The organism is Bacteroides sp. CAG:633, from assembly GCF_000435115.1.
Classification (GTDB): domain Bacteria; phylum Bacteroidota; class Bacteroidia; order Bacteroidales; family Bacteroidaceae; genus Bacteroides; species Bacteroides ndongoniae.
Genome location: NZ_FR883099.1, coordinates 1 through 14,561 on the forward strand (window position 1 = coordinate 1; position 14,561 = coordinate 14,561).

Consider the following 14,561-nt stretch of genomic DNA (forward strand, 5'->3'; position numbering starts at 1 on the left):
ACTTCGTTCGATGCCAGCACCGCCGACAGCGTCATGTATCCTCCCGTCAGTGCTTTGCCGATGCACATGATGTCCGGTTCCACTCCGGCGTGTTCCCAGGCAAAGAGCTTGCCCGTCCGTCCGAATCCGGTTGCTATTTCGTCGAAGATGAGCAACAGACCGTGCTCGCGGCACAGGCGTTCTGCCTCGCGCAGGTATTGCGGATGATAGAACCACATGCCGCCGGCTCCCTGCACCACGGGCTCCAGAATCAGGGCCGCCAGTTCGTTGTGATGCTGTTCGATGACCTCCTTCAGCGGTACGATGTCTTCCGGATTCCATTCGCCGTCGAAGCGCGAACGGGGTTGCGGCACGAAGTATCTCACAGGCAGTGCACTGCCGAAGAGCGAATGCATGCCGGTCACGGGGTCGCATACCGACATGGCGTTCCACGTATCGCCGTGATAGCCCGAACGGATGGTGACGAAGTTGTTCTTTTGCTCCTTCCCTTTACCGAACCAGTATTGTACAGCCATCTTCAGCGCAACCTCTACAGCTACCGAACCTGAGTCTGCGTAGAATATCTTCTGCATCGACGGCGGTACCAGTGGCAGCAGCAGACGAGCCAGTTCGATGGCCGGGTCGTGTGTCAGCCCGCCGCCGGTTCGTGTGTCAGCCCGCCGAACATCACGTGCGACATTTTCTTCAGCTGTTCCTCTACGGCACGGTTCAGTACCGGATTGTTGTAGCCATGTACCTGGCACCACCACGACGACATGCCCTCTACCAGCGTCTCGCCCGTCTCCAGTGTGATGGTAGCGCCCTGCGCACTCTTCACCTTATAGACCGGCAGCGGATGGCTGGTCGATGTGTAGGGATGCCACAGGTGTTCGCGGTCGAACTGCGAGTCGCACAGCCGATACCCCGCTTCCCGAATCAGTTCCTTGTCTTCGGCCACCTTCGATCCGAGGGTAGTGAGCAGGTCGCCCACGATGGCCGAGTTTATTCCTATATACAGTGCTTTCTTCACTGCCTCGCGGCTCAGTTGGGAGCGTCCGCCGGCAAAGCGCAAGTAGGCTGTCGGATTGATGAAACGGAACAGGGCAATGGTAGTCAGTATCTCTTCTTCGGACAGGGGTGCCTGGTGTTCCAGCGGTGTCCCGGGGATGGGGCTGAGCAGATTGATGGGGATCGACTGTACACCGAGCCGTTGCAAGGTGAAAGCCAGTTCGATGCGTTGCTCCATCGTCTCGCCCATGCCGATGATGCCTCCGCTGCACACGTCCATGCCAATGCGGCGTGCAGCCTGTAGCGTTTTGATTTTCTCTTCCTGCGTATGGGTCGAGCAGAGGGTGGGGAAGTAGCTGGGAGCTGTCTCCAGGTTGCAGTGATAGCGCGTCACGCCCGCTTCGTATAGTGCCCGCAGTTCGTCTTCATCCGCCAGTCCCAGTGAGGCACAAAGCTGGATGGACGAGTGGCGGCGCAGGTAGCGCACCGTGTCGCAAAGCTGTTCAATCTGTTTTTTCGAGGGTTTTCGTCCGCTGGTCACCAGCGAGAAGCGGTTGACGTCCTGCTCTTCGTTGGCACGGGCGTGCCGCAGGCATTCTTCAGCGGGCAGCAGGTCGTAGATGTCGGCCTGAGTGTGGTAGTGGGAAGATTGTGCACACCATTTGCAGTTTTCCGGGCATCGGCCCGACTTGGCATTTACGATGGAGCATATGTCAAATTCGCTTGGAGCGCATGCCACGGTGATTTCGTGGGCAGCGCGATACAGCGCCTCACGGTCGGCCAGTCCGGCCAGCCACGACGCTTCTTCGGGCGACAGGGCCATGCCTGCCAGTACCCGTTGTTTCAGTAAGTCAAGGGTCATAATAGATGATGATATAGATGTGTGAAGAAGATTGCCTGCCGCCTTCACCTGTTTGCGCAGCGAGCTGTCGGCCGCCTCTTTTCGCAGGCAGCCTATGGTGACAGTCCGCCCTACACTGGCAAAAGCCGCATAACTTTTGCGGCTCCAGCGCCTGAAGCGTATGGCGTTCTGATGTATTCTTTTCTTCTTCACGATGGTTTTCTTTATCTGTTCAGGTGGAGCAAAGATAGTGCAAAGTTGTCGAAATGCAAAGCAAATGCCAGATTCTTCCTATGCTTTACTCCCAGCCTGTTTTGATGCGATAAATCGAGGTGTATTTTTTCGCTCACTATCTTTCATTGAAAAAACTATCAGCATCTTACTTCCTTTAACTTTTTTATTGCCTCGTTATTCTATCATTTATCGTTCTTTTGTGACATTTGGTCACATTCTTATCGGTTGGCAAATCTTTGAAAAACAAAATAAGAAAATAGATGTTGCTTCCTGCTATGGAATCTAGGCTCTTTTATATGGCTATGAGATTTATATTGAAGTTATAAAAGTCAAGGATAATTATACGCATATTCATCTATAAAATCATAGTTATATGGCAACAGTTAAAGTTAAGTTTCGTGCATCTTCCGTCAAGACGAGGGAAGGCACATTGTATTTTCAGGTGATCCACAACAGGGTGGCACGGCAGGTAACTACCGACCATAAACTTTTTCCGTCTGAATGGGACAGATTTCATTCCAGGATTTTACTTTCGGAATGTATGGATGACCAACGTCGTGAGTACCTGCTTTCTTTGAACGGACAGGTTAGTCGTGAACTAGCCTTTCTCAAGTCTATCATATTCCGGATGGAGGGTAGTGGGACTCCGTTTACTTCCGATGAGATTGTCAAGGCCTATCAGCAGGCGTTCGACGGAAACGGATTCTTCTCTTTCATCCGTCAGCAGATGGAGCATCTGGAGAAAATCGGGCGTCGTTCAGCTCTCGAAAAGCTTAGATCCGCCTTCAACAGTTTCCTTTTGTTCTATGGCAAAGATGATATGCCTTTCACTGATGTCGATACGGTCCTCATGGAGGAGTATGAAGGCTTTTTGCACGAAAAGGGCTTATGCATGAATACGATTTCCTTTTATATGCGTATTCTCCGTTCTGTGTATAATACAGCCGTGGCTCGCGGTCTTACAATACAGCAATATCCGTTTAAGTCCGTATATACAGGCATTGACCAGACTGTAAAAAGAGCCATATCACTGAAAACAGTCCGGCGGATACGTGGTCTGAATCTGACTTCATCCCCTGTCATGGAATGGGCGCGCGATCTGTTCATGTTCTCCTTTTACACCCGTGGCATGTCCTTCGTCGATATGGCTTATTTAAAGAAAACAGATCTGCAAAATGGTGTCCTGGTATACCGTCGGCAAAAGACCAATCAGCAGCTTACCATTAAGTGGGAGAAACCTATGCAGGATATTGTCAATAAATACGCTAGTCCCGAAAGTCCCTATTTGTTACCTATTATAAGAGATACGCATACCGACGCCCGGCTTCAGTACAAGAATGCTATTCATCTGGTCAACAACAAGCTGAAACTGATTGGTAAGGAGATAGGGTTAGGCATTCCATTAACTACTTATGTGGCCCGTCATGGTTGGGCGAGTATAGCTAAACATAAAAATATACCTATTGGAATTATCAGTGAAGCTCTCGGTCACGATTCCGAGAAAACAACCCGTATCTATCTTGATTCGTTGGATACTTCAGCTGTTGATAAAGCCAATAGCAAGATTTTAAATTCACTTTAATATCTCCTGATACGGATTTCTCTATAAAGGAAACACAATAAAATGCGAAATATTGACAAATACTATAAAATAACAGTAGTATATGTGAATGCTGATGTATGAATATGCATATTTGAAGATGTGAAAATTGTATTATGATATTCTGACACTAAAACAGTAAAATAAGTAGTGTCTAATGCGCTTTGGAGTGGTTTATCTCTCTGTAAGAGATGTATTAAGACGGTGCAAATATAGCGAAAAAAAGATTTATGGCAAAAAAATGGTAAATAAAAAGATATTGATTTGCTATTTTCTTTTGGAGGAAGAATGTTGATTAAAAGGATTAACTCAACATTTGTTGAGTTAATCGGCGGTTGGTTGAAGTTATTTATGCTCGTGTTTCAAGAAGTTATAAATTCAGTAAACGATTAATATATCTCTTACAGAGAGATGAAGCAATAGTAGAACAAGTTAGGATTATTCTTTAGGGCTATAAACAGGGGTACTATTGATAAGAGATGAATAAAAGGGATTTTATCCCGCAACTTTTTTATAAATACATTGTAACTGCTTGATATATAATAATATATATGTTTTCGCAGGATTAGAAGTATTACCTTTTATCAAATTGTGTATTCAGCAAAAATATCTTTTAAAACAGCTTTTCACCAAGCTGATGACGGGCTGTTGCAGGAGCCGGATGCTCCTAAACATTGGTATGTAATGCGCGATCTGAAACGATTCAATGCCAAACTGCCAGCTTATAAACAATTGCAGACCGAGGATGTAGAAGTTTTTACGCCTATGCGTTGGAAACTGACTGTAAAACTGGGCAAACGGATACGTGAAAAAGTCCCTTTCATTCAGGATTTGCTGTTCGTGCACGATACTCGAAAACATCTTGATGCTTTCGTTGAAAAAATACCGACTTTGCAATACCGCTATCAGAAAGGTGCGGGATATTGTGAGCCGATGATTGTTCCTGATTCCGATATGGATCGTTTTATCTATGCTGTAAATGGCATGGATCTTCCCCGTTATTACCTTCCGGAAGAGTTGACTCCTTCTATGTTTGGTCGTAAGATCCGCATTATCGGGGGCTACCTGGATGGTTACGAGGGGTATCTACTCACCACCCGCGGGTCGCGTGTCAAGCGTCTGCTGGTCGATTTACCCAATTGGATTACGGCTGCTGTCGAGGTTAATCCGGAGTTTATACAGTTATTGTAATATTTACTTAAGTTTAACTTCGTTGATTTTCAATTCGTAAGTGCTCAACTTATTAGTTGACAAGGCTTCAGTTAACAAGTCTACTAGGCTGGAACTCCCTGTTTGATAAAGTGCCGCTTGAAACGGCTCGCTACAAACGCCTTGTTAACTCGTCAACTTGTTGCTTGTCAACTGCAACTTGAGCTTGCGAATTGAAAATCGACGAAGTCAAAGTTGAGATATTTTATATGAGCGAAATATTGTCCGAAAAAGCTTACCCTTCTTCACAGTTGGCCGAGAAAGAGCGGGAGTTGTTTGAGCAAATACATCAGACGATTGTCGAACAACAATTATTTTTAGATCCCGGTTTTTCTCGAACCAAATTCATAAAAATAGGGTTAGTCAATAAGAATAAGGTAGCTCGTATGCTCCAGCAGTATGCCGGTACCAATCTGAACGGATATATCAACGGCATGAGGCTGGAATATGCAGCCCGACTGTTGCACGAACATCCCGCCGATCCTATCAAGGCCATTGCAGCCAACAGCGGGTTCAACAGTGTACGTACTTTCTATCGTCTTTTTTCTGAAAAGTACGGGATGAGTCCTGTCGAATACAAAGAGAAATTATGAGATTACAGATTGCCGACTGGTTCATGCAAGTCGATTGTGACGATGCCGTAACCGGACAACTGCCCAACTTGCATCCGTTCCTTGTATCGGACCCTCTTTCTTCCGATGCCGATATCCTGTTCCGTTTACAGATGGGCGTTTCTCTGTCTCCCGAAAAGACAGTACCCGTACTGGTCAACGAGTTGGAAGGCCGTACCCTGCGTCTGTGGCTGATGCCCGATCATTGCAGTATCTCTCTGACATTGGCTGATTCTCGGCAGACCTACTGGTTGCGTGCCAGCCGTGACTGGAAGCAGATCGTTTCCGATTGGAAGCCCGATTATCCCGGTTCTTATTCCGTCCTGAACGATTTCCTGATGATTGCTTTCATCTACAGTTCTGCATTCCGCGATACGGTTCTTCTCCATGCTTCGTGTGTGGCGGTCGGATCAGAAGGCTGTGCTTTCATAGGGCCTTCCGGAGTCGGCAAAAGTACACATTCCCGTCTGTGGTTGGAACATATCCCCGATAGTCGCCTGCTCAACGACGATCAGCCCGTACTGCGTCGGATGCCCGATGGCAGCATGCGTATATACGGTTCGCCCTGGAGTGGCAAAACGTTTTGTTACCGCAACGAGGGAGTCCGTCTCAGCGCGTTGTTTTTCATGGAGCAGGCAGCAGAAAATCGTGCCATTCGTCTGGACGGTATTCATACGTTCTGTCGTTTGCTCGAAGCCGCATCGGCCATCGGACGCGACTCCAGAACCTTTTCGCCGGTCAGTGAAACGCTGGCCTGGGTAGCCGGAACGATACCAGCTTACCTCCTGAAAAATCTTCCTGAGAAGTCGGCAGCACTTCTCAGTGCGAAGGTGGTTTTTGAATTAAAAAATTAAAAGCGTTGGGAATTAAAAATTAAAAGTTAAAAATTAATAGTTGAGCGTTTAGGGTTGAGGGATTAGGGTTTATGGTTTAGGGTTAATGATTAATGATTAATAAATTCTTCATTCTTCATTCCTCATTCTTCATTTATTTTGTTCTTCATTTTTTGTCTCTATGATTATTGCAGTCGATTTCGATGGAACCATCGTCGCACACCGCTATCCCGCCATCGGTCCGGAAATACCGTTTGCTGTCGACACCTTGAAACTTCTGGCCCGCGAGCGTCATAAACTGATTTTATGGACCGTTCGTGAAGGCGATTTGCTCAACGAGGCTGTCGAATTCTGTCGCAGTCGTGGTTTGGAGTTTTATGCAGTCAATAGCAATTACCCGGAAGAAAAGCCATCGCATAGCGGTTATTCCCGCAAGCTGAAGGCCGACCTTTTCATCGACGACCGCAATTTGGGAGGCTTGCCCGATTGGGGACTTATTTACCGTATGATTCAGGAAGGGTTATCTTTCGAAGACATATATAGTCATCATCTTTCACAGCCTCCGATGCCGGCAAAGCCGCTGGGCTTTTGGGAAAGGCTGAGGAGAATTAAAAGTTAATAGTTAAAAATTAATAGTGTTGAGGGTTTAGGGTTTAAGGTTAATGGTTTAACGTAGTCTATCTGTCGGCTTAACTCCTTAACTCCTTAACTTCTTAACTACCAGTTCGATATTAAATCTGAAACTTAAATATCTTATAAAACATTTTTCATTCTTACCATGTTTTCATTCAGACGTTATCTGTTAGTATTGTTGCTTCCGTTGCTTTTGGCCGGATGCGCTTCTTATAAAAAATCGGTGTATCTTCGTCACGACCAGGTGCTCGCTGATATTGAGCAGCAAGGTAAGCTTTACGAATACCGCATCATGCCCAAGGACGAACTGATTATCGTCGTCAGTACGTCCGATCCTGCCTCCTCCGTGCCCTTCCTTCGCAAGCTGGGGCAGAATAAGGAAATGAGCCAGAACTCACAAGGCACGGGCAATGCCAAACTGCTGAATTATCTGGTCGACAACCAGGGCTGCATCGACTATCCCGTTTTGGGCAAGCTTCCCGTTTCCGGTCTTTCCTGCCGTCAATGCGAAGACCTTATCCGTCAGAAGTTGGAGGCCTACCTTAACGAAGTCCCCAATGTCACAGTCCGCATCGACAATTTCAAAGTCAGTGTTTTGGGCGAAGTCAACAAGCCGGGCACGTTTACTGTCACCGACGAACGCATCAACATCTTTCAGGCCCTGGCCCAGGCTGGCGATATGACACTTTTTGCCGATCGCGACGATGTTCAGCTCCTGCGCGAAGACTCCATCGGTCGTCGTCAGGTTATTCATCTCGACCTTACCGAGGCCGGCATCGCCCTTGCTCCGGAGTATTATTTGCAGCAGAACGACATAGTCTACGTCAAGCCCACCAAGGCCAAGGTACGTTCCAATACATTCAGCAACAATGCTTCCATCTGGATCAGTCTGCTGAGCCTGGCCTCTACTCTTGCTTCACTGGTCATTATTGCACTGCAATAAACTAAGGAGTTAAGAAGTTAGAGAAGTTAAGGAGTTAAGCCAATACATAGACTACTCTAAACGCTCAACCCTAAACCCTCAACTATTAATTTTTAACTATTAATTTTTAATTCACAACGTCCCATTAACCATTATCTATGAGCGATTCCACCTACAACGATATTTTCAACGACGGCGGCAAGCCCGTCGATTACAAGGCACTTATTTTCGAATACCTGCTCCATTGGCCCATTATCCTGGCCTGTCTGGTACTGGCTTTGGGCGGTGCATACGTCTATTTGCGCTACCAGCCGCCTGTCTACAGCATCAGTTCCACCATCCTCATTAAGCAGGGCGATAAAACCAAGTCCTCCACTATCGGTCAGCTGGCTGCCATGCAGGATTTGGGAACCGTGTCTATGGCCAACAATTTCGACAACGAAGTCGAGATTCTGCAGTCCTATTCCCTCATCCGGAAGGTTGTTGACCGCCTCGGTCTGTACGTCGAATATGCAGCCGAACGGAAAGGCGGTTACGACATTTCGCTTTATAAGAACGTGCCCGTCCATGTCTGGATGTCGGCCGACGATGCCGACCGTCTTCCTTCCGCCTTGCAGGTACAGATTAACGGCACCGTCGGTGCTTCCCACGAAGCCGTCGTCAGCTATCAGCTCGATGGCGACAAGCATACACTCAGCAAGACTTTCAAGCAGCTTCCGGCTGTCTTCATTACTCCTGTCGGTACACTCAGCCTGACAGCCGATAGTGCAGCCGTTGCCAGTTCTTCTTATTCGCTTCAGGCCACAGTTACGGCTCCCTCTGTGGTAGCAGCCCAATATAAATCCCGCCTCAGTGCCACCCCTACCAGCGAATATACGTCCATTGTACGTCTTACCGTCAACGATACCAATATCCCTCGGGGCGAAGATTTCCTGAATACGCTTGTCACCATTTACAACGACGAAGCCAACGACGATAAGAATCAGGTAGCCATGCATACCGCCCAGTTCATCGACGAACGTATTGCCGTCATCAACGACGAACTGGGAGTCACCGAGACCGAGCTTGCCGACTACAAGCAGCGGGCCGGCATCACCGATCTCAGTACCGATGCCCAGCAGGCCTTGAAAGGCAACTCCGAGTACGAGCAGAAACGTGCCGACAACACCAATCAGCTTCGCCTTGTCGGCGACCTGCGCCGCTATCTGGAAGATCCTGCCAATCGCGACGAAGTCATCCCCGCCAACGTCGGTCTTACCGACGACGGTCTTTCCAATATTGTCAACCAGTACAATGAGATGATGATCGAACGCAAGCGTCTGCTGCGTACTTCCAAGCCCACTAGCCCGGCAGTCATCAGTCTCGACGAAGCCATTGCCGCTACCCGTACTACCGTTCTTACCACGGTAGCCAATGTCGAACGTACTCTTCAGATCACCCGCAACAACCTCGATCTGGAGGCAGGCAAATACCGTACCCGTATCAGCAATGCCCCTCGTCAGGAGCAGGAGTTGCGCAACATCAGCCGTCAGCAGGAAATCAAGGCCGACCTCTACCTCATGCTCCTTCAGAAGCGCGAGGAGAATGCCATTACCCTGGCCGCCAAGGCCAATAACGGCCGTACGGTCGAGACCCCCCGTGTATCAGGTCTGGTCGCTCCCAATGGCCGTAACCTCTATATGATTGCTTTTGTGCTTGGGTTGGGTATCCCTGTCGGAGGCATCTGGCTGTCACGTCAGTTGCGCTTCCGCATCGAAGGGCGTACCGATGTCGAACGCATCACCGATGTGACTGTGGTAGGCGACATTCCCCAAGTGAAAGAAGCGGATAAAAAAGCCCCGATTGTCATCAGCGAAAACCGCAACGAAATCATGGAAGAAGTCTTCCGCAGCCTGCGTACCAATCTCCAGTACATGCTGCAGGAAGGTCAGAAAGTCATTCTTTTCACCTCTACCAGTTCCGGCGAAGGCAAATCATTTACCGCTACCAACCTGGCAGCCAGCTTTGCTTTTATGGACAAGAAAACCGTTATCGTAGGTCTCGATATCCGCAAGCCCACCTTAGGCCATATCTTTTCGATGGACAAGCACTTGCCCGGCATCACCCAGTATCTCGCCGCTCCCTCCGAGCACGATTTACTGTCACTTTGCCGTCCCAGCACAGTGTCTTCCAACTTGTATGTCCTGCCTAGCGGTGCTTTGCCCCCCAATCCTACCGAGCTGGTGGCCCGTCCGTCTTTGGAGACAGCTATCAGCATCCTTCGCCAACATTTCGATTACGTCGTACTCGACACTGCTCCCATCGGCATGGTCACCGATACCCAGCTTGTAGCTCGCATTGCCGACCTGTGTGTATATGTCTGTCGGGCAGATTATACGCGCAAGAGCGAGTTTGCTCTCATCAACGACATCCGTCACGATAAGAATATCTCCAATCTTTGTATACTTATCAATGGTATTAATATGGATAAGCGGAAGAATGGGTATTATTATGGGTACGGGAAGTATGGGAAATATGGGAAGTACGGGTATGGAAGGAAATATAAATATGGATATGGAAAGTAAAAATAATTTCATATTAAATAGAATCTAAATGAAATATCATAGAAGTTTGTATGAGATAAATGTGCAAGATCGTAGTAAGTTTCGTTATTTCATGGGGTTAATTGTCCGTTGGAAGCAGAATTTGAAGTATGAACGTGCCAGAAAAATAGCTCGTAAACGTGGGGCAGATATTGGAGAAGGTGTAATCATGTCTATTAAGTTTGCTAAGCGCGCCAACCGAAATCTTACTATTGGAAATCATACATCCATTCAAACTAATAAAATTGATTTACGTAGTCCTGTTACTATTGGTAGCCATGTCATTATCGGTTCTGGTGTTGAAATCATCACTACTTCACATCAAATTGATTCACCTGATTGGGAACATAAACATTATGGTATTCAGATTGATGATTACGTTTGGATAGCTACTAACGCCTTGATCCTTCCATCTTGTAGAAGTGTGGCTTATGGTGCAGTTATTGGCGCAGGGGGGGTAGTTGTAAAAGACGTGGAAGCTATGGCAGTGATGTCAGGAAATCCTGCACAAATTATTAAATATCGAAAACAAGTACATTCTGATTTGATAGTGGAGTCTTTATTAGGTGGAGATTATGTGATGTATAAAAAAGTAAGAAAAAAAAGTAATTAATAGAAAAAGCAATTTTTAGAAAATGAAAATATTAGTTGAAAATTCTGGTTGGGGTAATGTTGGTGAAGCTTGGTATAGAATATCTTTATATGAACTACTGAAAAAATTATATCCCAATGATGATGTTTACTGTGGAGAAGGACCTATTTACCGATCTTTTCGAGTAAAAAATAATTGGGAAAAAAATAATGGTCTTAATTTGTTTGATTATCAAAGTGCTGATGTATATATATATTCGGGTCCCATATTACCACAACAATTGTTGTCTATTTATGCTAATAGGATTAAACAAATTATTTTACAACAGAAATCCTATGCCCTTATTAGTGTGTCTGGAACAGCACTTAGTCAACGGGAAATTTCAGAAATAGGCGATTTTTTACAGAAATATCCACCATTGTTTTTTTCATCAAGAGATGAAGAAACTTATAATGCATTCAAACCTTATGTGAAGAATGCTTATAATGGAGTTTGTACAGCGTTTTTAGTGGATAAAACTATAGATATACATCCTTTTAAATTAGATAAAGAGTTTTTTATAAGTAGTTTTTATACAGAGTTAGAACCGATATATAGTATTCCTACTGGAAAATCTTTTAATATAGAGAATCTTTTATTGGAACGTCATAAAACCATGTTTGGATTACCTTATGATTTTGCTAGGCACCTCAATTTCTTGAGAAAGCAACAAAAGGAAATTGATGGTCATTTAATAGTACGAACCGTTCAAAATCTTAATACAAAATATAATCATGTGAATTTTGCAATGCCTAATAGTTTTATTAGTTTTAATCCTATATCTTATTTAAATGTGACGAAATCTGCGGAGTTTGTAGTGTCAGATAGGGTACATGCATGTGCAATAGCATTAGCCTGTGGAAGACCAGCTCGTTTTCTTTTCAATACTCCAAGAGCTGGTATATTTGATAGAATGGGGTTCAATTATAAAAAGAATAATGGTATTATGTATCCTAATATGAATCGGATTGATGAAGAAAAATACCTTTTGGAGCAAGAAATCAAAAAATATATTTAATAACATGTATATAAATTATTTGGCAAAATAATCTTTTATTTTTCTTTGTGATTGATTGTTTTAGAGTAAAAAATGGTAATATGGGTGATCATAGTATTACCAAGGGGATTATCAGCAATGGCCTTGCAAACATTATTCAGAAGTCTGTTCGGATTTTGGATCAATTGCTGTTGGTTCCCTTCTTTTTAACATCTTGGGGAGCTGCATATTATGGTGAATGGCTGACACTAAGTATTATACCCAGTGTCTTGGCTTTTGCTGACTTAGGTTTTGGTTCAGCTGTTAGCAATAGTTTCGTGTTGGCATATGCAGCTGGTGATAAACAGCGGGCAGCAAATCTTAATAAGAGTGGTTACCTTGCCATTTCTCTCTCAGTTGCATTAGGAATTTTGTTGACAGTAGCTATTTTGCTGTTTGGCGACAGTTTGCAGTTATTTCATAAGTCATTGATTCCGGCTCATGAAGCTATACTGGCTGTTAGCCTGATGATGGCTGCCCGTTTATTGGGATTTTATAATCAGCTGGTAGAAGGTTATTACCGGAGTGCCCGTAAGGCAGCTTGGGGTAGTCTATTAGGTTCCGGATTACATGTTGTTAATATCCTTGCAGGATTGGGCGTATTGTTAGCTGGAGGTGGCATTGTCGAATATACCTGTTCACAACTGTTTGTATCTGTCGTATTTACTAGTCTGTATATTTGTATGGGCAGACGGTTAATTGATTTATCCTCTTTTCGAGGTAGAATTTTGAAAGAAGATTTGAAACAGATAACGGTAAAAGGTATGGGATATCTAATGACTCCCATTTGGCAAAGTATCTATTTCCAAGGAGGTACTTTTGTCGTCCGGTTGACGTTGGGTGCAGAAAGCGTTGCTGTTTTCAATACCGTGCGGACGGTATGTCGTTCGGTCAATCAAACATACTCCATTATTAATGCAAGTATCTATCCTGATTTGCAATACGAATATGGAAAAGGAAATATGCAGACGGTTCACCGTTTATTTCGGATTGCTGTACTTTTTAGCATGTTGATTGGTATCATAGGAACATTATTTTTAATGTTTTTTGGTTTTGATCTTTATGAATGGTGGACCCAAAGTGTGTTGTCTGTTCCAATAGATGTTTGGTGGACCTTTATGATTGGTATCCTGTTTAATGCCGTTTGGTGGACATCGGTTGTCACTTATCGCATGACTAACCAGCCCTATCATTTTGCCATTATGAGTACGTTTTCAGCCTGTATTTCGGTGGGGTGTAGTTATTTTATGTCTCTATCATGGGGATTGTTAGGAGCTACAATTGGTGCAGTTATCTATGATGTAATCATGATGTTCTATGTTCTTCCAGATAGTTGTCATATATTGGGGATGAAAGTAAAAGATTTATTTATTCATATAGAGGAAGATAGAATCCATCTTCGACAGCGTATTTTTAAGCATGGAAAGAATTAAATTTTATGATATCCTAAAAGGATTGGCTATTTGGATTGTAGCTTTTGAACATAGTCTACTTGCTATGAATCCAATTGCGCATGATTCCACTCTTTCAAATGCAATTCAACTGATACAGATGCCTTTGTTTATAGCTATATCGGGTTACTTTTTTTATCCGTCAATAGCCAAGAATACTTTTATGGGAAATTTGAAAAAAAAGTTTAAGCATCTTTATTTGCCGAGTTTGTGTTGGGGCATAATTGGAGCATGTATGATGTTAGCTTTTAAGATTATAACCCATAAAGAAATTGATGTAAGTTATTTCGTGTATTTGGTATTTACAGGGATGTGGTTTTTGACAGCATTATTCCTTTTATCAGTAATAGGTGCTATATTATATGAATATTTAAGAAAGTATTTCTATACGGCTTGTTTTTTTGTATTTACAATATTATATTTTATACCTTCAGCTTGGATGATAAACGAAATAAAATTCCTGTTACCATTTTTTGTAATGGCTATATTTTGTAGTAAATGGAATTGGCAGTCTGTACCCGTATGGTTATTCGTTTTATCGTTTATTTTGTTCTTTGTTGCAGTAAATATCTACGATTGGAGTTTTACATTATATTCTATGGGTGATATGCACATTCTGACATGGGAATTCTTATATAAGACAATAGTTCGACTCATCGGAGGTATAAGCGGCATTGTTTGTATGCTATATTTGAATAAATATATTGTAAGAATAAAATATTTAAATGCTAGTCTGTTATATATTGGTGGAGTTACGTTGCCTATTTATGTGTTGCATCAAAAGTTTTTGATGTCTTCTACTATTCTGAATTATCATACAAATAATTTGTTCATTATTTGTATGGTTTCGGTAATAATTATACTGTTGTCCATTCTTTCGTATAAGATATTACGGCACAAATTTTTTAGAAAATATTTATTTGGTGAAACTGGAAAATAATTATATGATTAATTAATTAAGTCAATAGTTCGTTAAAAATTAGCCTAGCCT

At 44.0% G+C, this 14,561-nt stretch carries 11 protein-coding genes and 1 pseudogene; 11 read left to right on the forward strand and 1 reads right to left on the reverse strand.

Features of this window, described 5'->3' with window-relative positions:
- Positions 1-2,041, reverse strand: a pseudogene (gene bioA / locus QVP67_RS10340) (adenosylmethionine--8-amino-7-oxononanoate transaminase); the annotation flags it as partial.
- A 394-nt stretch (positions 2,042-2,435) separates the two neighbouring features.
- On the opposite strand from bioA, the gene QVP67_RS10345 reads away from it, so the two are divergent.
- The 11 genes from QVP67_RS10345 to QVP67_RS10395 all read left to right on the forward strand — a co-directional run bounded on the left by QVP67_RS10345 (position 2,436) and on the right by QVP67_RS10395 (position 14,510).
- Complete coding sequence (locus tag QVP67_RS10345; RefSeq protein WP_022163489.1) at positions 2,436-3,644, forward strand: tyrosine-type recombinase/integrase; 1,209 nt, start codon at positions 2,436-2,438, stop codon at positions 3,642-3,644.
- 663 nt (positions 3,645-4,307) lie between these two features.
- Positions 4,308-4,853, forward strand: a complete 546-nt coding sequence (locus QVP67_RS10350; protein ID WP_262483132.1) for a UpxY family transcription antiterminator — start codon at positions 4,308-4,310, stop codon at positions 4,851-4,853.
- Between the two features lie 227 nt (positions 4,854-5,080).
- The gene (locus QVP67_RS10355) at positions 5,081-5,464 is read left to right on the forward strand and encodes a helix-turn-helix transcriptional regulator (RefSeq protein WP_022163492.1); all 384 of its coding nucleotides are present in this window, start codon (positions 5,081-5,083) and stop codon (positions 5,462-5,464) included.
- Entirely contained in the window at positions 5,461-6,336 is an 876-nt protein-coding gene (locus tag QVP67_RS10360; RefSeq protein ID WP_022163493.1) for a hypothetical protein, read from the forward strand. The genes QVP67_RS10355 and QVP67_RS10360 overlap by 4 nt, the downstream gene beginning before the upstream one ends.
- Before the next feature lie 160 nt (positions 6,337-6,496).
- Positions 6,497-6,934: a BT0820 family HAD-type phosphatase gene (locus QVP67_RS10365; protein WP_022163494.1), complete on the forward strand. Its 438-nt coding sequence runs from the start codon at positions 6,497-6,499 to the stop codon at positions 6,932-6,934.
- Positions 6,935-7,093: 159 nt separating this feature from the next.
- Complete coding sequence (locus tag QVP67_RS10370; RefSeq protein WP_022163495.1) at positions 7,094-7,891, forward strand: polysaccharide biosynthesis/export family protein; 798 nt, start codon at positions 7,094-7,096, stop codon at positions 7,889-7,891.
- Positions 7,892-8,028: 137 nt separating this feature from the next.
- Entirely contained in the window at positions 8,029-10,434 is a 2,406-nt protein-coding gene (locus tag QVP67_RS10375) for a GumC family protein (RefSeq protein ID WP_022163496.1), read from the forward strand.
- A gap of 28 nt (positions 10,435-10,462) precedes the next feature.
- Positions 10,463-11,065 carry an acyltransferase gene (locus QVP67_RS10380; protein WP_022163497.1) on the forward strand — a complete coding sequence of 201 codons (603 nt, stop codon included), beginning with the start codon at positions 10,463-10,465 and terminating at the stop codon, positions 11,063-11,065.
- Positions 11,066-11,087: 22 nt separating this feature from the next.
- Positions 11,088-12,101 carry a polysaccharide pyruvyl transferase family protein gene (locus tag QVP67_RS10385; RefSeq protein WP_022163498.1) on the forward strand — a complete coding sequence of 338 codons (1,014 nt, stop codon included), beginning with the start codon at positions 11,088-11,090 and terminating at the stop codon, positions 12,099-12,101.
- Positions 12,102-12,181: 80 nt separating this feature from the next.
- Positions 12,182-13,552: a lipopolysaccharide biosynthesis protein gene (locus QVP67_RS10390; protein ID WP_022163499.1), complete on the forward strand. Its 1,371-nt coding sequence runs from the start codon at positions 12,182-12,184 to the stop codon at positions 13,550-13,552.
- On the forward strand, positions 13,539-14,510 hold the full coding sequence (locus tag QVP67_RS10395; protein WP_022163500.1) for an acyltransferase family protein: 972 nt from the start codon (positions 13,539-13,541) through the stop codon (positions 14,508-14,510). Before QVP67_RS10390 ends, QVP67_RS10395 begins: the two co-directional genes overlap by 14 nt.
- The last annotated feature ends 51 nt before the right edge of the window (positions 14,511-14,561 follow it).